This window comes from Granulicella sp. WH15 (assembly GCF_009914315.1).
Lineage (GTDB): Bacteria > Acidobacteriota > Terriglobia > Terriglobales > Acidobacteriaceae > Edaphobacter.
Window position 1 is genome coordinate 1,672,155 of sequence record NZ_CP042596.1, and the last position, 16,547, is coordinate 1,688,701.

The following is a 16,547-nucleotide window of genomic DNA, read 5'->3' on the forward strand; positions in this document are numbered from 1 at the left end:
CCCGTGCCCACCGATTATTCCTTGTTGCTGCCGCTGTTCAGTTGTGGCATCTCCGTGCCCTTGCTGCTCAGTTTGAGCAGGCCGGTCTGCGCGTAGGTCACCAGCTTGGCGCGGGTGTCGGTGATGTCGAGATTGCGCATCGTGAGCTGGCCGATACGGTCACGCGGCGAGAAGGTAGACTCGGTCTTCTCCATGCTGAGGCGCTCAGGGTGGAAGGTCAGGTTCGGCGAGTCCGTGTTGAGGATCGAGTAGTCATTCCCACGGCGCAGCTCCAGCGTGACCTCTCCGGTAACAGGGCTTGCAACCCAGCGCTGAGCCGACTCGCGCAGCATGATCGCCTGCGGGTCGAACCAGCGGCCCTGGTACAGTAGGCGTCCCAGCTTGCGGCCGTTCTCCCGGTACTGCTCGATAGTGTCTTCGTTGTGGATGCCGGTGAGCAGGCGCTCGTAGGCGATGAACAGCAGCGCCAGGCCGGGCGACTCGTAGATGCCGCGGCTCTTGGCCTCGATGATGCGGTTCTCGATCTGGTCGCTCATGCCAAGGCCGTGGCGCCCGCCGATCCGGTTGGCTTCGAGCAGCAGCTCGACCGGGTCCGTGAACTCCTTGCCATTGAGCGCAACAGGGAAGCCCTCCACAAAGCGGACGGTGATCTCTTCACGCTTGATCTCGACGTCGTCGCGCCAGAAGGCAGTGCCCATGATCGGCACCACGATCTTCATGCTGCTCGAAAGATGTTCAAGATCCTTGGCCTCGTGCGTTGCGCCCAGAATGTTGGAGTCAGTCGAGTAGGCCTTCTCGGAGGACATCTTGTACGCGAAGCCGGACTTCTGCATGAACGCCGACATCTCGGCGCGTCCGCCCAGTTCTTCGATGAAGGCGGCGTCGAGCCACGGCTTATAGACCTTCAGCTCCGGGTTGACGAGCAGGCCGTAGCGGTAGAAGCGCTCGATGTCGTTGCCCTTAAAGGTCGAGCCGTCGCCCCAGATGTTGACGTCGTCTTCCTTCATCGCCGTAACCAACATCGTTCCGGTTACAGCCCGGCCGATCGGCGTCGTATTGAAGTAGGTGACGCCCGCCGTGGTGATGTGGAACGCGCCGGACTGGAGCGCAGCGATGCCCTCGCGCACGAGCGGTCCACGGCAGTCGATCAGACGTGCCGCCTCCGCACCATACTCGAGCGCCTTGCGCGGAATCTCATCGTAATCGGCCTCATCCGGCTGGCCGAGGTTGGCGGTGTAGGCGTACGGCAGCGCGCCCTTCTGCTTCATCCAGTGAAGTGCGGCGCTGGTGTCGAGTCCGCCCGAGAAAGCGATGCCGACCTTCTGGCCGAGGGGAAGTGTTTCGAGGATGACAGACATGATAAGGCGGACCCTCAATGGTTCAGCCCCGCAGAGCTGAACCATTCTCTAAGTAACTCGTTTCGTTACAAATACCGATAACGCGTGTGATCTACGCGTGCCGTTTGCGCGCCTGCAGGCCACGGTCGCGGCTGTTGGGAACCCGCTTCGCACCGCCCAGCAGCATTAGCAGCAGGGCTTTCTGGACGTGCATCCGGTTCTCCGCCTGGTCGAAAACGACCGACTGCGGCCCATCGAGCACCGCATCGGTGACCTCGGCGTTGCGATGCGCCGGAAGGCAGTGCATGAAGACGGCGTGCGGCTGCGCGTGCGCCATCAGAGCCTCGTTCACCTGGTAGGGCTTGAAGATCGGCGCGCGCTTGGTGGCCTCATGCTCGAAGCCCATGCTGGTGCAGACGTCGGTGTACACTGCATCGGCCCCGGTGACGGCCTTGACCGGATCGTTGAGCAGCGTGATGCTGCCGCCGGTCTGCTCGCTGATCTCGATGGCCTTGTGGATGATATCGAGCTTCGGAGCAAAGCCCTTCGGCGTGGCGACGAAGCAGTGCGCGCCCAACTGCGCGGCGGTCAGCATCAGCGAGTGGCAGACGTTGTTGCCGTCGCCCACATAGGCAAAGTGAATCCCCTCAGCCGAGCCGAAGCGCTCTTCCAGCGTGAAGAAATCGGCGATGGCCTGACACGGATGCTCAAGATCCGAGAGTGCGTTGATGACCGGAATCTTCGAGCACGCGGCCATCTCGGTGATGGTCTCGTGCGCGTAGGTGCGCAGCACCATGATGCTCATCCAGCGCTCGAGGTTGCGCGCCATATCGGCCAGCGACTCGCGCTCGCCCAGCGGAGACTGCGTCTGGTCGACGAAGATCGCATTGCCGCCCAGCGTATTGATGGCGGACTCGAAGGTAAGCCGCGTGCGCAGCGAAGCCTTCTCGAAGAACATTACCATCTGCCGCGCGTCGAGCGCATGGCGGAAGTCCTCGGGCTGTCCCTTGACGGCGTGCGCCAGCTCCATGATGGCAGCCATCTCGCCCACGGTCAGGTCGGAGATGGAGCAGAGGTCGCGCCCGCTCAGCCGCTTGGCAGCCTCGCTGAAGGCGGTGTCGGATTGAATGCCAAGAGCCGCGGTGCCCCGCGGGCCACTCTCTACGCCTTCGCCGTTCTTCGGGTTCATCGTCACGGTTTTGCTACCCATGTGCCTTTCCTCCGGTTACTGCATCGGACGCGTATGCGGCGCTCGACTTTGCCAGAATCTCGCCGAGCACCGTGATGGCCTGATCGACGTGCTTGCGCTCCAGGATGTAAGGCGGCAGAAAACGCAGGACCGTCTCGCTGGTGCGGTTGATGATGATGTGCCGCGCCAGCAGCTCGGCCGCGATTTCCTTGGCCAGGTCGGCCGAGTCGATCTCGACGCCGACCATCAGGCCCAGCCCGCGAACCTCGGTCATGGCGGGATACTGCTTCGCCAGCTCGCGCAGACGATCCATAAAGTAGTTGCCGGTATCAGTGATGTGCGCCAGCAGATCGTCGCGGCGAATGGTGTCGATCACCGCAATCGCAGCCGCGCAGGCCAGGGGACCACCACCGAAGGTCGTGCCGTGCATCCCCGGCGAGATCGCCTTCGACGCAGCCTCGGTGCAGAGCATCGCGCCGATGGGAATGCCGCCAGCCAGCGGCTTCGCCACAGTAGTGATATCCGGCTGGATGCCGTAGTGCTGGTACGCAAACCACTTGCCCGTACGCCCAACGCCGCACTGAATCTCATCCACCAGCAAAAGAGCACCGGTACTGTTACATAAATCCCGAGCCGCCTGGAAGAACTCCGGCGAGACGGGATGAATGCCGCCCTCGCCCTGAATAGTTTCGATGCAGATGCCGCAGACATCGTTCGAGAACTTGGCGCGCAGGCCCTCAACATCATTGAACTCGACGAACTCGACGTCGCCCATCACGGGCGCGAAGGGCTCGCGGTACTTGGCCTTGTGCGTCGTTGCCACCGAGCCCATCGTGCGCCCGTGGAAGCTGTGCGACATCGCCAGAAACTTCGTGCCGATGGTCTTGCCCTCGTTGCGCAGCATCAACGCATGAGCGCGAGCCAGCTTCAGCGAAGCCTCCCACGCCTCGGTGCCGCTGTTGCAGAAGAAGACGCGATCCATGCCGCTGATCTCGGTCAGCCGCATGGCCAGCTCCGCCGTGCCCTGGTGGTAGAAGAGGTTCGAGGTATGGATGAGCTGCGTCGCCTGCGCGGCGATCGCCTGCGTGAGCGCAGGATGCCCATAGCCCAGCGCCGAGCAGCCGATGCCGCTCAACAGGTCGAGATAGTCGTTGCCCTCGCTGTCGCGCAGCAGCACGCCGTGGCCGCTCTCGAGCAGGATCGGGTTCCGTTCATAAGTCTTCAGCAGCAGCTTGTTCTCTACTGCCTGAATTGCGTCGAGTGTCATGCGACCATCACCTCCGTACCATCGTTGACGCGTGAAGAGACGAGATCGGGCAGTACCGCCGCCGACTCCGCCGGGAGAATCCGAACCCGCTTGACCCCTTGCAGCAGGGCATCGCGGCAGGCCTTCAGCTTGGGCAACATGCCGCCCGAAACCACCATTGCCTTCTCGAGCGCGGGAATCTGCCCGAGCGTGAGCCAGCGCATCACCTTGCCGTCCGCGCCCTTCACTCCGGGGACGTCGGTCAGAAAGACCAGCGCGTCGGCCTTGGTGCAGGCCGCGCAGGCTGAGGCCATCTCATCCGCGTTGATGTTGTAGTACTCGCCGTCGAAGCCCAGCGCGATCGACGAGATGACCGGCACCGCGCCCATCTTCCAGATGGCCTCGAGCCAACGGGGATCGGCTGCCGCGATCTCGCCCACGAAGCCGAGGTCGGGATTGGTCTGCTTCTTGCGTGCGCGGAAGACGTGTCCGTCGCCGCCCGAAAGCCCGACCGCCGCCTGGCCCACACGGCCCAGCTCCGCGACCAGAGACTTATTCACACGCCCCGCCAGCACCATCAGCGCGGCATCGCGGGTCTCGGCATCGGTCACGCGCAGGCCGCTGATGAACTCGCTCTTCTTGCCCAACTGCGCCAGCGTCTTGGTCAACTGCACGCCGCCGCCATGCACCACCGCAACCTGGTTGCCGTCGTTGACCAGCTCGAAGATGGACTTGGCGCAGAGCTGCAGAAGCCGCTTGTCTTCGAGTGCCGCACCACCAAGCTTGACGACGAACTTCATAGCAGGCCCTCCTCTTCGCTCCAGCCGCACATCACGTTCAGGTTCTGCACGGCTTGTCCCGACGCGCCCTTCAGCAGGTTGTCGAGGCAGCTCACCATCACCAGACGTCTCCCATCCGCCGCCAGCTCGAAGCCTATATCCGCGTAGTTGTTGCGCACTACATGCTGAATCTGCGGCAGGCCCGGCGTCTTGTGAATCCGCACCATCGGGCTGGTCGCGTAGAACTCGCGCAGACACGCCTCCACTGCATCAGGCTGCATGGCGGAGTTCAACCGCAGGTAAATCGTTGAAAGAATTCCGCGTGGAATCGGCAGCAGGTGCGGCGTGAACTGGATCTGCTCGGCGGCGATGCCAAGCTGCTCCAGCATCTCGCCCCGGTGGCGATGGTTGAAGACCTTGTACACGGAGAGATTGTCCGCTGCGGAGATGAAGTGGTTCCCGGGCGTCAGGCCCTTGCCCGCGCCGCTCACGCCGCTCTTCGCATCGCAGATGATGCCGTGCTCGACATCCACCAAGCCCGCTTGCACCAGCGGAGCCAGCGGCAGCAGGATCGAGGTGGCATAACATCCGGGATTGGCCACCAGCCGCGCCGTCGCGATCTTCTCGCGGTGCAGCTCCGGACAGCCGTAGACGGCCTCCGCCTGCAACGCACGAGCAGCGGCTTCATCGGCATCATGAAACTTATAAACAGCCCGATTGGCATCCTCATTCAGCCGCCACGCACCGCTCAGGTCGATCACCTTCAGCCCACGCGCCAGCATCTCCGGCACCCATCCGCGCGAGCTCTCGTGCGGCGTCGCCAGAAAGACGACCTCGACGCCCTCAGCCTCCAGGCGCTCCCAGCTAAACGGCACCACCTTCGGCAGCACCTGTCCCGCGCCCAGCGCGAGCTGAGGCTGAATCTGCTCCAGTGGCACCTCAACGGCGTTCTCTTCGCCCGCCCGTCCCAAAAACAGGGGAGCGGTCCCGACCAGCCGGGGGTGCTTCAGCAGCAGCCGCGCCAGCTCGCCGCCCGAGTATCCGCCCACGCCGATCACTGCTGTCTTCACTGTCGTCGCAATCTTCTTCTCAGCCAAGGTAGCCTTCAATTCTGTTCTTCAACGTCTTCGATTGCCGCTCATCCGGACAGATGATCAGCACCGTATCGTCTCCGGCGATGGTCCCAATGACCTCCGGCCAGTCTTCATAGTCGATGCCCGCCGCCACCGGCTGGGCACTGCCCGTCTTCGTAATCAGTACCAGCAGGTTTGCCGCCTGCCGCACCTGCAGCCCAAAACTCCGCATCACATCGCGCATTCCAGGCATATCATCTTCTATAGAGTCGGCGGCGCTCGAAATCGAGTATCCATCCGGCCCCTTGGAGATGCGCAACTCGCGGATATCGCGCGAGAGCGTAGCCTGGGTTACATTAAATCCTCTTTTAGCCAGTTTGACACGCAGCTCGTCCTGATTGCCGACCTGTTCTCCCTCTAGGATGGTGCGAATCGCGGAATGTCGCAGTTGTTTCATCGAAATCGCTGATCCTGTTCACAAGAGAGTGGTAGAAGCAAATCAACCAAAACGACCGGATCTAGACCAAATGTCGTAGTGCATAAAAATACATTTCAATGTATAAATATTCACAACACCGATGTCAAGCTGTACCCGGGGCCCACTCCGCCCCTCGAACACAAAGCACCCGAAAGGCTGGGCCAGGCGTCTCTAGGGATACCTGCCAAGTATAGTGAATCATGGATCAGTCCCGCTCTCATCTTCGGAACGAGGAGCTCGCCGCGACGGTATCGGGCGATAGTTCGGCTCTCCTGCGGCCCTCACTTATAGACGCTCGTTTCGATCAGGACTCCTGCGGCGTCGGCTTCGTCTCCTCCATCGCCGGTAAAGCCTCGCACTCCATCCTCTCCCAGTCCCTCACCGCGCTCGCCCGCCTCGCCCATCGCGGAGCCACCGCGGCCGACGGCAAAAGCTCGGACGGCGTCGGCGTTATGACGGCGGTCCCCCGCGCCCTGCTCCTGCGCGAGACCGGCATCACGCTTCCCGAGGATCAGTTCCTCGGCGTCGGCATGGTCTTCATGCCGCTCGATTACACCAAGACCGAGCCCGCGCTAGAAGAGTGCCTCACCGCGCACCAGATTAAGGTTCTCTGTTGGCGCGACGTCCCCGTCAACGTCTCCGCGCTGGGCGAGATCGCCCTCGGCACCATGCCGCGCATCCGCCAGGTGCTCGTCGTCGACGAAGCCCCGGCCAATCCCGCCCTCACCCCCAAGCAGTCGCAGGACGCCCTCGAGCGCCGCCTCTACCTCGCCCGCAAGCAGTTCGAGCGCATGTTCACCGCCGGGCAGGTCATGGGCTACCTCTGTTCGCTCTCCTCTCGCACCCTCGTCTATAAGGGCATGTCGAGCGGCCAGCTCCTGCCCGAGTTCTACCCCGACCTCACCTCCCCCGAGTACGCCACCCACTTCTCCATCTTCCACCAGCGCTACGCCACCAACACCACCCCCGCGTGGCACCGCGCCCAGCCCGGCCGCACCCTGGGCCACAACGGCGAGATCAACACCGTCTGGGGCAACCGCGCCCGCATGGACGCCCGCGACGCCACCCTGCCCGACGAGTGCAAGCCCATCCTGACCAAGACCGGCACCGACTCCACCTCGCTCGACGAGACGGTCGAGCTGCTCTCGAAGAACGGCCGCACCATCTCGGAGTCGATGCGCATCCTGCTGCCCCCCGCAGCCTCCACTCGCCGCCCGTCGAGCTTCCTCCAGTACCACGCCGACTGTGTCGAGCCGTGGGACGGCCCTGCCGCCATCGCCTTCAGCGACGGTCGCGTCGTCGGAGCCATCCTCGACCGCAACGGCCTGCGCCCCTCCCGCTTCGCCATCACCTCGGGCGGCCTCGTCGTCGCCGGTTCTGAGATCGGCCTGGTCGATCTCGACCCTGAAGAGGTCATCCACAGCGGCCGCCTCGGCCCCGGCGAGATGCTCGTAGTCGACATGATCGACGGCAAAGTCTTCGAGAACGAAGAGCTGCTCACGATCTTCGACACCGACGCCACCTACGCCAAGCTGCTCGATCGCCAGACCTTCGTCGGCACGCGCCCCTACCAGTCGCTCCTCGCCGACGAGATCGCGGCCTTCCACCGCGGCTTCGGCTACACCCGCGAAGACGTCCGCATGATCCTCCAGCCGATGGCGACCGAGGGCAAGGACGCCGTCTGGTCCATGGGCGACGACACCCCGCTGGCCTTCATGGCCCGCGCCCCGCGCCCGGTCTACGCCTTCATCCGCCAGCGTTTCGCGCAGGTCACCAACCCGGCCATCGACCCGCTCCGCGAGGCCATCGTGGTCTCGCTGCACACGCGTCTCGGCCCGTGGTCGCACATGCTCGATAAGAAGTCGCCGCTCGCCGGTCTCTCGCTCGAGTCGCCCTTCCTCTCGCTCGACCAGATGGAGACCCTGCGCCGCGGCGAGCACCCCCACGCCGAAGACCTCCGCATGGAGGAGCTGCACTGCGTCTTTGCCCCCTCTGAGACCCTCGAGTCGGCCATCGCCCGCATCGCGCAGCTGGCCATCGAGATCGTCCGCAACGGAGCTCGCATTCTGCTGCTGACCGATCGCACGGCGCGCAGCAACGCCCTCATCGCCATCCCTATGGCGATGGCCACCGGAGCCGTCAATCAGGCTTTGACGCTCTCCGGTCTGCGTACCGAGAGCGGCCTCGCGGTGGAGGCGGGCGACGTCCGCGACATCCACCACGCTGCCGTCCTTATCGGCTACGGCGCGGGCGCGGTCTGCCCCTGGCTGGCGCTCGAAACGGCCCGTTCCTTCTCCGCCGACGAGCCTCTGCTGGCGGAAAAGAAGATGCTCAAGAGCTTCGACGCGGGGCTCGCCAAGGTTATGTCCAAGATGGGCATCTCGGTCGTTGACAGCTACCGCGACGCGCACCTCTTCGACATCCTCGGCCTGCACCAGACAGTGGTAGACCGCTGCTTCGCCAACACCCCCGCGCCTCTTTCGGGTATTGGTTTTGCTGAATTAGACCGCCAGCTTCGCCTCGGCTGGCAGCCCACCGCCGAGCCAGCGGCGGACCTCCCCGACTACGGCTGGATTCGCTTCCGCAAGGCCGACGTCTCCGAGCCGCACGGCTGGCAGCCCTCCACCGTCCGGGCGCTCCAGACCGTCGTCGGCAGCACCCGCGCGGGCGTTCTGCCGCCCGATCCCGCCGCCGCCTTCACCATCTTCAGCCAGGAGATCGCGGCCCGCCAGCCCGCCGTGCTGCGCGATCTGCTCGAGATCCGTCCCAACGGCGCGCCGCTCGCGCTCGATGAGATCGAGTCGTCCTCCAGCATCTTCAAGCGGTTCATCGCCAGCGCCATGAGCCTCGGCTCGCTGAGCCCCGAGGCGCACCAGTGCATCACCATGGCCATGAACATGATCGGCGGCCGCTCCAACACCGGTGAGGGTGGCGAAGACCGCGACGTCTACCGCGTCCCGGCAGCCGTGCCGCCCACGCCCAGCCCCTCCGGCTCGGGCAGCGGCGCGCAGCTTTCCGGCGGCACGGCGGTAGCCGAGCTGGTCTCCACCGAAGCCCCCATCCCCGGCCTCCTCAACAACCGCATCAAGCAGGTGGCCTCGGGCCGCTTCGGCGTCACAGCCGAGTACCTGGCCCACGCCGAGGAGATCGAGATCAAGGTGGCACAGGGAGCCAAGCCCGGCGAGGGCGGCCAGCTTCCCAGCCACAAGGTCAGCGGCCTCATCGCTCGTCTCCGTCACGCGCAGCCGGGCGTGGCCCTCATCTCGCCTCCGCCTCACCACGATATCTACTCCATCGAGGACCTGGCGCAGCTCATCTACGACCTCAAGCGCGTCAATCCCAAGGCCGCCGTGGGCGTCAAGCTCGTCTCCGGCTGCGGCGTCGGCACGGTTGCGGCGGGTGTGGCCAAGGCTTATGCCGACTTCATCGTCATCGCCGGAAACAACGGCGGCACCGGCGCGGCGGCTCTTTCGAGCATCAAGTACGCGGGCAATCCGTGGGAGCTTGGTCTCGCCGAGGCGCAGCAAACCCTGATGCAGACCGGGATGCGTGGCCGCGTGCGCCTGCGCACCGACGGCGGTCTCACCACCGCCCGCGACGTCCTCGTGGCGGCCCTCCTCGGAGCCGACGAGTACGCTTTCGGTACGGCGGTCCTGGTCTCCATCGGCTGCGACATGGCGCGCCAGTGCCACCTCAACACCTGTCCCACCGGCATCGCCACCCAAAAGCCGGAGCTGCGCGCCAAGTTCCGCGGCAAGCCGGAGCACGTCGTCCGCTTCTTCGAGGAGCTGGCGCAGGACCTGCGTCACCTGCTTGCGCAGTACGGCCTGCGCTCGCTCGAAGAGGCCATCGGCCGCACCGATCTGCTCGAGCAGGTGCGCCACGACGGCGAACTGAACCTCGCCCCCATGCTGGCCCACTCCGCCAACGGACCGGCGCAGTGGCAGCACATCCGCAACACGCAGCCGGTCGAATGTCCTCCCATCGACGAGGCGTGGACCGAGCCCGCACTAGCGGCTATCGCGGCTGGCGAGCCTTACGTCGTCGAGTCGGCCATCGCCAACTGCGACCGCGCCCTGGGCGCACGTCTGGCGGGCGAGATCGCCCTGCAACGCGCCCAGGCCGACGTCCCCGCCGATGTCACCTTCCGTCTGACCGGCACCGCTGGCCAGTCCTTTGGAGCCTTTACGGTCCCCGGAATGAAGCTCGAGCTTCACGGCCAGGCCAACGACTTCGTCGGCAAGGGCCTCTCTGGCGGCGAGCTGGTCATCCGCGCCCGTGGCCTCGCGGCTCGGGACAGCGGCCAGCACGTCATCCTCGGCAACGTCGCGCTCTACGGCGGCACGGCTGGAATGTTGCTGGCGGCGGGCCGCGCTGGCGAGCGCTTCGCGGTGCGCAACTCGGGCGTGACGGCAGTTGTCGAAGGCGTCGGCGACCACGGCTGCGAGTACATGACCGGCGGTACGGTCGTCGTGCTGGGCCGCGCGGGCATCAACTTCGCGGCGGGCATGACGGGCGGCCTGGCGTGGGTCTACGACGCCGACGGTTCCTTCGTGCGCGACCAGCGCTTCCACCTGGAGTTCGTCGAGCCGGAGTCGTTTGCCACGGTGGACGCGGAGTCTCAGGAGAAGCTGCACGCGCTGGTGAAGCTACAGGCAGAACAGGCCGAGAGCAGCCTGGCCAAGTCGATGCTGGCAAACTGGCCGGCATCAGCCGAAGCCTTCGTCCGCCTCACCCCGAAGCCGCAGGTTTAACTGGTTGTGGTTTGTGACGGAGGCCACTGTCTCGGAAGCGAGACAGGGGCCTCCGTCATTGGCGTCAAAAAACACGCGAAGCGTCGAGCACCGCACGAAGTGCCGCCCGCCGGCGCAAGGCGCTGTTGCCGTTGCCTGTTTTCTTGGTTGTCATTCAGGAGCGAAGCGGAGGAATCTGCTTCTGCCTTTGTTGTTGCTTTTGCTTCTGGGGTAGGTCCGGGCTTTGGCCCGGACATCAAAACCAGCCACAGAAGCGGGCTTTAGCCTCCGAGGTATGCTTTCTTTCTCGGCCACAAGGGCAAAAGCAAAAGCGTCCTCACGCCGGACGGGCGGCATTTCGTGCGGTACTGGACGCTGCGCGTAACAATTCATTAGAGTGGCCTCTACCCGGAAACCTCCGGGCCAGCGAGGTCCAGACTGAGGCGAGACCAGGCACAGGCAGGCGCGGAGACCGAAGGCACGGCCATTCCGCCATCGAGCTTTGGCGGCGAGAAGTACCAGCGCATCCTCGACGCAGCCATCGAGGTGATCGCGGAGAACGGCTACTTCCACTCGCCGGTGAGCGCCATCGCCGCCCGCGCAGGCGTGGCCGACGGCACGGTCTACCTGTACTTCAAAAGTAAGGACGAGCTGCTCCGCACCGCTATCGACACGCACATCGGCCGCTTCTACGCGTGTCTGGAAGCGCAGTTCCTCACTCTGACCGACCCACGCGCTCAGCTCGAGTACATCGCCTGGCTCCACCTCGAGAGCCACCGCGCCAACCGCAGCATGGCGATCCTGATGCAGACGGAGATGCGCCAGAGCGCACGCTTCGTTGAAGAGTTCTCCCACAAGCATCTCGTCCGGTACATTCAGGTGGTGCGCGAGGTGGTGCGCCGCGGCCAGCAGCAGGGCACGTTCCGCGAAGACCTCTCCGACGGCGTGGTGGCTCATTGCATGTTCGGGGCCATCGACGAGCTGCTCAGCTCGGCAGTCTTCACCGGACGCACGTATGATGCGAAGGCGACCGCATCTCAGGTAATCGATGTTTTGTTGAATGGAATAGGGAAGAAAGCCTGACGCCGATAGCAAGAGTCAAAGGGATCAGGCTGGTTTTACAAAGTCAGTTTGAGGGCAAACGATGTTCGATGTGAAGACGATCAACGATATGTTCGTGCGGGCGACCAGCCGCGGAACCAAGCGGGCGCTGCTCCGGCAGGATGCGGCGGGACAGTGGCAGCCGATCTCTTCCGTCGAGCTGTACGGGTGCGTGCGCGCTCTGGCCGACGTGCTGCGCGGCTGGGGAGTGGGCAAGGGCGACCGCGTAGTGCTATTAAGCGAGAATCGCTGGGAGTGGCAGGTGTCGGACTATGCCGTACTGGCGCTGGGCGCGGTGGATGCGCCGCTCTATTCCACGCTGACGCCGGAGCACGTGGGTTACATGCTGCGCGACTCGGGCGCGAAGGTCGCCATCGTCTCTAACCGGGAGCAATACGAGAAGCTGCTGGCCGCGGGCGAACTACCCGACCTTGAGCGCGTGGTGGTGATGGACGAGGGCAGCTTCGACAACGCCGAGAGCTTCTCCAATCTGATGAAGGACGCAGTGGCCAAACAGGCTCCAGACGCGGAGTTCGATGCAATGGTCCGCTCGGCGGAGCCGGGGGATCTGGCGACGATCATCTACACCTCCGGCACGACGGGCGAGCCCAAGGGCGTGCGGCTGACGCATGGCAACCTGGCCAGCAATGTCAGCATCTCTACCGACGGCTTCGCCTTCTCCGAGCAGGATATCTGCATCTCCTTCCTGCCGCTCTCGCACGTAACGGCCCGCCACGTGGACTACGCGCTGATGTGCCACGGCGCGACGCTGGCCTACTGTCCCAAGTTCGACCAGATGCCCGCGGCGATGAAGGCGGTGCTACCGACGATCTTTGTGGGCGTGCCCCGCGTATACGAGAAGATCCGGCAGGCGGTAGAGGCCAAGAGCGCGCACTCGCCAGTGAAATCGCGGATTCTGAGCTGGGCGTTGGGCGTCGGCAAGGCGCATCGGCCGGAGACGCTGGACGGCAAAACCCCAGGCGCGCTTCCGTGGAAGCTGGCCAACAAGCTGGTATTCGGCAAGATCCGCGAGGCCTTCGGCGGACGGGTGCATACGTGGATCTCGGGCGGCGCGCCGCTGGGTATGGACACGGCGGGCTGGTTCGCTGATGCGGGCATCCGGATCTTCGAGGGCTACGGGCTGACCGAGACCTCGCCGGTGATCGCGCTGAACTACCCGAAGGAGCACCGCATCGGCACGGTGGGCAGGCCGCTGCGCAACGTCGAGTGCCGGTTCGCGGCGGACGGCGAGCTGGAGGTGAAGGGGCCGTCGATCTTTCCGGGTTACTGGAACAAGGAGCAGGAGACCGCCGAGGCGTTCAGCGAGGACGGCTGGTTCAAGACGGGTGATATCGGCTCCATCGACGCGGACGGCTATCTCTCCATCACCGACCGTAAGAAGGAGCTGCTGAAGACCAGCGGCGGCAAGCTGATCGCCCCGCAGCCCATCGAGAACCGCCTGAAGGCGAACACGGTGGTGGCGCAGGCGGCGATGGTGGGGGACAAGCACAAGTTCGCCTGCGTGCTGATCTCGCCGAACCTGCAGGCGCTCGAGGCATGGGCGAAGGCGAACGGCGTTGCAGCCGGAGACGCTGCCAGCCTGGTGCGCGACCCGAAGGTGACACGGCTCTACCAGGGGATCGTCGACAAGGTAAACGAGACGCTGCCCCCGTACGAGAGCATGAAGCGGGTGAGCGTGGTAGCGGAGGAGTGGTCGGTGGAGGGCGGCGAGCTGACCCCGAGCATGAAGCTGAAGCGGCGTGTGATCGCCCAAAAGTACGCGAAGGAGATCGACGCCTTCTACGCGGACGAGGCCACCAGCAAAAGCTGAAAGCATGTATATGCTTGGGGTATGTGGCTCAAGCAGGCTGTAAAGGTAGGCAAGCAGTACATGAATCCGGTGGCTACGGCGGTGGGTGGCCTCTCGATCATGTTCAAAGTGCTGCCGTTGTACCTGACGAATAAGGAGGAACGCACCCCGAAGGTCGCTCCGGGGCCGTTCCGGACAGACCTGCGAGTGTACGAGACCCCACCGGCGAGCGGCTTGCGGGTGACTTGGTTCGGGCACTCGGCGTCTCTGCTGGAGATCGACGGGGTCCGGCTGCTGGTGGACCCCGTCTGGGACGAGCGGGCCTCTCCGTGGCAGTGGACGGGGCCGCGCCGGTTCTTCGCGCCCACGGTCCCGCTCGCGGAGCTGCCGCTGTTGCGACCGGATGCAGTGTTCTTCTCGCACGACCACTACGATCACATGGGCGAGGCGACGGTGCGGCATCTGGCCAAGGCGTCGCCGAATCTGCGCTGGATCACTCCCCTCGGAGTCGGCTCGGTGCTGCGGGAGATGGGAGTCCCGGCGGCCCAGGTGACGGAGTTGGACTGGACCCACTCGACGGTGGTGCAGGGGACGGATGGTGCCGAGCTGACGGTGACGGCCCTGCCGACTCGCCACTTCTCGGGCCGGAGCCTCTTCAACCGCTTCGAGACGCTATGGGCCTCCTACGCGCTGCGCGGCTCGAGCCACAACGTCTACTACGGCGCGGATTCGGGTTTTTGGGACGGATTTAGCGAGATTGGCGCAGCATATGGCCCGTTCGACCTGACGATGCTGGAGGTTGGTGCCTACCACCCCCTTTGGGGATCGATCCACATGGGGCCGGAGGGCGCGATGCAGGCGTTTGCGGCGCTGGGTGGCCACGGGCTGCTGATGCCGATCCACTGGGGCCTCTTCGACCTGGCCCTGCACGGCTGGCGGGAGCCGATCCGGCAGGTTTTGGAGCTGGCCGTGAGCCGGGATGTGCGGCTGTGGTCGCCGGAGCCGGGGCTGCCGACGGAGGTGGTGGCAGGGCAGGAGGTGCGGTCGGGGTGGTGGCAGAAGAGTTAAGAGCCTATAAAGTAGCTTGCGGAGGTGTGGAAAACGGGGTACAAAAGGTCTACTGCGTGGCTATAGAAAAGCGGTGGAGGATAAGAAGATGGCGGGAGCGGTGCAGACGATGATGCGCGAGGTGCTGGATATCCGGCAGGCGTCGGAGTATCTGGGGATCAGCGACGATACGCTGTATCGCTATGCAAGCGAAGGGTTTATACCGGCTTTCAAGTTGGGGAACCGATGGCGGTTCAAGCGCAGCCTGCTGGATGCATGGATGGTGGAGAAGAGCGCGGGGCGGAGCGGCGGGGTGGCCGTGATGCCGAAGCAGCGAAAGCCGATGGGGCGGGCGCGGTAGGATGAAAGATTTTGTAGGGCATGATCAATTAGCAAGATTCTCGTTAATGTTGGTTTCTAGCTAAAAGGATCTTCCCCTGGAGCATACTCTTTTGGAGTTTCTTTGCCTGAACCCCCGCAGTGCTTGCACGTTCCGCCAAGTTCTTCCGTACCTTTCCCATGACATTTACCGCAAGGAATTGGTTCTAGGTTCATTTTGTGCCTCCCATCATTCCGATTTGTAGAGATCATAGCAATACGGGTAGTCACCCTTTTCTATTGGTTCACTCTTCGGCATCGTGACGCATTCCTGGCCACTCTTTGTGTCTAAAGCCATGCCGCCTCCAGCTTGAAAGGGCATAAATCGGTTAACGGGATGTCCGCATCCAGTGATGGCTATGGTCAGAATGATCGTAAGTTTCTTCATTCTCGTAGTTTAGTATCGGACAGAATCTAAGTCGCTAATAGTTAGGCTGTTTACGGTGACCACAGAGGTCACACCGGGGCCAGAGTATGCAGGGTAATCTCCGGCGGGCAGTTCAGCCGGAAGGGCACGCCCACGGTCCCGATGCCGCGATTGACATAAAGCTGAGTGGGGCCGACCTGGTAGAGCCCGTCGTAGTACTTCGACGCGCCCGGCGGCAGGGTCAGGGGCCGCCCCCCAGGCAGCCGGACCTGCCCCCCGTGCGAGTGGCCGGAGAGGATCAGGTCAACCGGCTCGCGGTGCCATTTCTTGTACCGGCCAACGGCGTAGTCAGGCTCGTGCGCCATCAGGATGACCGGCCCGTCCGGCCTCTCGGGCACGGCGAGATCCGCCGAGGGGTTGCCGTGGCCCAGGTCGTCCAGCGCGGCGAGCCAGAGCCGCTGCCCCTGCCGCTCGATGGGGATGTGCTCGTTGACCAGCACCCTGAGCCCGCTGGGCCGTATGCGCTCGATGACCCCCTGTGAGCCGACGCTGGCGTCGTGATTGCCCAGGCAGCCGAAGCGGAGCGGGCACGTAAGCCCGTGGAGGATCTCGCCGCAGCGGACAGCGGCTTTGAGAGAGTAGGAGACTGACCGGGGACCGTCGCTGATGAAGTCGCCGGTGACCAGCACCAGGTCCGGTGCCAGCGCGTTGACCCGCTCGACGACATGGCGCAGAAAGTACTCCTCGGTGAACTCCTCAAGATGAAGATCGCTGATCTGCGCGATCCGAAACCCGTCAAAGGCGTGCGGCAGGTCGCGGATGGGGACAGTGATATGGGTAAGGTCGATCTCATGGCGGGCGATCTGGCCGGAGTAGAGCGCAAACCCCGCGGCGGATAGGCCCGAGGCGAGCAGGAAACGCCGCCGCGTCCAGAACCCATGAGGGGGCTGGGAATCGAATGATTCTGGCGTAGAGTCCTGCTCCGTCAATGGATCACCTTGCATAGACC

The 16,547-nt window shown here is 64.2% G+C and carries 13 protein-coding genes; 5 read left to right on the top strand and 8 right to left on the bottom strand.

The window, feature by feature from the left end:
* Positions 1 to 14 precede the first annotated feature (14 nt).
* The 6 genes from argG to FTO74_RS07030 form a co-directional block, all read right to left on the bottom strand.
* Positions 15 to 1,358 (bottom strand): argininosuccinate synthase, encoded by a 1,344-nt coding sequence (gene argG / locus FTO74_RS07005; protein ID WP_162537501.1) that lies wholly within the window; start codon positions 1,356 to 1,358, stop codon positions 15 to 17.
* 91 nt (positions 1,359 to 1,449) lie between these two features.
* Positions 1,450 to 2,547 carry an ornithine carbamoyltransferase gene (gene argF / locus FTO74_RS07010; RefSeq protein ID WP_162537502.1) on the bottom strand — a complete coding sequence of 366 codons (1,098 nt, stop codon included), beginning with the start codon at positions 2,545 to 2,547 and terminating at the stop codon, positions 1,450 to 1,452.
* A complete protein-coding gene (locus FTO74_RS07015; RefSeq protein WP_162537503.1) occupies positions 2,540 to 3,793 on the bottom strand; it encodes an aspartate aminotransferase family protein in 1,254 nt (417 codons plus the stop codon). Before FTO74_RS07015 ends, argF begins: the two co-directional genes overlap by 8 nt.
* Positions 3,790 to 4,572 (bottom strand): acetylglutamate kinase, encoded by a 783-nt coding sequence (gene argB / locus FTO74_RS07020; protein WP_162537504.1) that lies wholly within the window; start codon positions 4,570 to 4,572, stop codon positions 3,790 to 3,792. Before argB ends, FTO74_RS07015 begins: the two co-directional genes overlap by 4 nt.
* A complete protein-coding gene (gene argC, locus FTO74_RS07025; RefSeq protein ID WP_162537505.1) occupies positions 4,569 to 5,648 on the bottom strand; it encodes an N-acetyl-gamma-glutamyl-phosphate reductase in 1,080 nt (359 codons plus the stop codon). Before argC ends, argB begins: the two co-directional genes overlap by 4 nt.
* Positions 5,641 to 6,081, bottom strand: a complete 441-nt coding sequence (locus tag FTO74_RS07030) for an ArgR family transcriptional regulator (RefSeq protein ID WP_162537506.1) — start codon at positions 6,079 to 6,081, stop codon at positions 5,641 to 5,643. Before FTO74_RS07030 ends, argC begins: the two co-directional genes overlap by 8 nt.
* 221 nt (positions 6,082 to 6,302) lie before the next feature.
* Between FTO74_RS07030 and FTO74_RS07035 the strand changes: the two genes are divergently transcribed.
* The 5 genes from FTO74_RS07035 to FTO74_RS07055 all read left to right on the top strand — a co-directional run bounded on the left by FTO74_RS07035 (position 6,303) and on the right by FTO74_RS07055 (position 15,154).
* On the top strand, positions 6,303 to 10,856 hold the full coding sequence (locus FTO74_RS07035) for a glutamate synthase-related protein (protein WP_162537507.1): 4,554 nt from the start codon (positions 6,303 to 6,305) through the stop codon (positions 10,854 to 10,856).
* 504 nt (positions 10,857 to 11,360) lie between these two features.
* Positions 11,361 to 11,918, top strand: a complete 558-nt coding sequence (locus tag FTO74_RS19680) for a TetR/AcrR family transcriptional regulator (protein ID WP_275938924.1) — start codon at positions 11,361 to 11,363, stop codon at positions 11,916 to 11,918.
* A gap of 61 nt (positions 11,919 to 11,979) precedes the next feature.
* Entirely contained in the window at positions 11,980 to 13,767 is a 1,788-nt protein-coding gene (locus tag FTO74_RS07045; protein ID WP_162537508.1) for a long-chain fatty acid--CoA ligase, read from the top strand.
* Positions 13,768 to 13,788: 21 nt separating this feature from the next.
* On the top strand, positions 13,789 to 14,814 hold the full coding sequence (locus FTO74_RS07050) for an MBL fold metallo-hydrolase (RefSeq protein WP_162537509.1): 1,026 nt from the start codon (positions 13,789 to 13,791) through the stop codon (positions 14,812 to 14,814).
* Between the two features lie 88 nt (positions 14,815 to 14,902).
* The gene (locus FTO74_RS07055; protein ID WP_162537510.1) at positions 14,903 to 15,154 is read left to right on the top strand and encodes a helix-turn-helix domain-containing protein; all 252 of its coding nucleotides are present in this window, start codon (positions 14,903 to 14,905) and stop codon (positions 15,152 to 15,154) included.
* A gap of 207 nt (positions 15,155 to 15,361) precedes the next feature.
* On the opposite strand, the gene FTO74_RS07060 is transcribed toward FTO74_RS07055, so the two are convergent.
* Together FTO74_RS07060 and FTO74_RS07065 are read right to left on the bottom strand one after the other, a co-directional pair.
* Positions 15,362 to 15,559, bottom strand: coding sequence for a hypothetical protein (locus FTO74_RS07060; RefSeq protein ID WP_162537511.1), 198 nt, complete (start codon positions 15,557 to 15,559; stop codon positions 15,362 to 15,364).
* Between the two features lie 68 nt (positions 15,560 to 15,627).
* Positions 15,628 to 16,542 carry a metallophosphoesterase gene (locus tag FTO74_RS07065; RefSeq protein WP_162537512.1) on the bottom strand — a complete coding sequence of 305 codons (915 nt, stop codon included), beginning with the start codon at positions 16,540 to 16,542 and terminating at the stop codon, positions 15,628 to 15,630.
* Positions 16,543 to 16,547 lie beyond the last annotated feature (5 nt).

What these genes read in the sequence shown, in the direction of transcription:
- argG (WP_162537501.1), bottom strand. Translation starts at nt 1,358, where the DNA reads ATGTCTGTCATCCTCGAAACACTTCCCCTCGGCCAGAAGGTCGGCATC.
- argF (WP_162537502.1), bottom strand. Translation starts at nt 2,547, where the DNA reads ATGGGTAGCAAAACCGTGACGATGAACCCGAAGAACGGCGAAGGCGTA.
- FTO74_RS07015 (WP_162537503.1), bottom strand. Translation starts at nt 3,793, where the DNA reads ATGACACTCGACGCAATTCAGGCAGTAGAGAACAAGCTGCTGCTGAAG.
- argB (WP_162537504.1), bottom strand. Translation starts at nt 4,572, where the DNA reads ATGAAGTTCGTCGTCAAGCTTGGTGGTGCGGCACTCGAAGACAAGCGG.
- FTO74_RS07030 (WP_162537506.1), bottom strand. Translation starts at nt 6,081, where the DNA reads ATGAAACAACTGCGACATTCCGCGATTCGCACCATCCTAGAGGGAGAA.
- FTO74_RS07035 (WP_162537507.1), top strand. Translation starts at nt 6,303, where the DNA reads ATGGATCAGTCCCGCTCTCATCTTCGGAACGAGGAGCTCGCCGCGACG.
- FTO74_RS07045 (WP_162537508.1), top strand. Translation starts at nt 11,980, where the DNA reads ATGTTCGATGTGAAGACGATCAACGATATGTTCGTGCGGGCGACCAGC.
- FTO74_RS07050 (WP_162537509.1), top strand. Translation starts at nt 13,789, where the DNA reads ATGTGGCTCAAGCAGGCTGTAAAGGTAGGCAAGCAGTACATGAATCCG.
- FTO74_RS07055 (WP_162537510.1), top strand. Translation starts at nt 14,903, where the DNA reads ATGGCGGGAGCGGTGCAGACGATGATGCGCGAGGTGCTGGATATCCGG.
- FTO74_RS07060 (WP_162537511.1), bottom strand. Translation starts at nt 15,559, where the DNA reads ATGAAGAAACTTACGATCATTCTGACCATAGCCATCACTGGATGCGGA.
- FTO74_RS07065 (WP_162537512.1), bottom strand. Translation starts at nt 16,542, where the DNA reads ATGCAAGGTGATCCATTGACGGAGCAGGACTCTACGCCAGAATCATTC.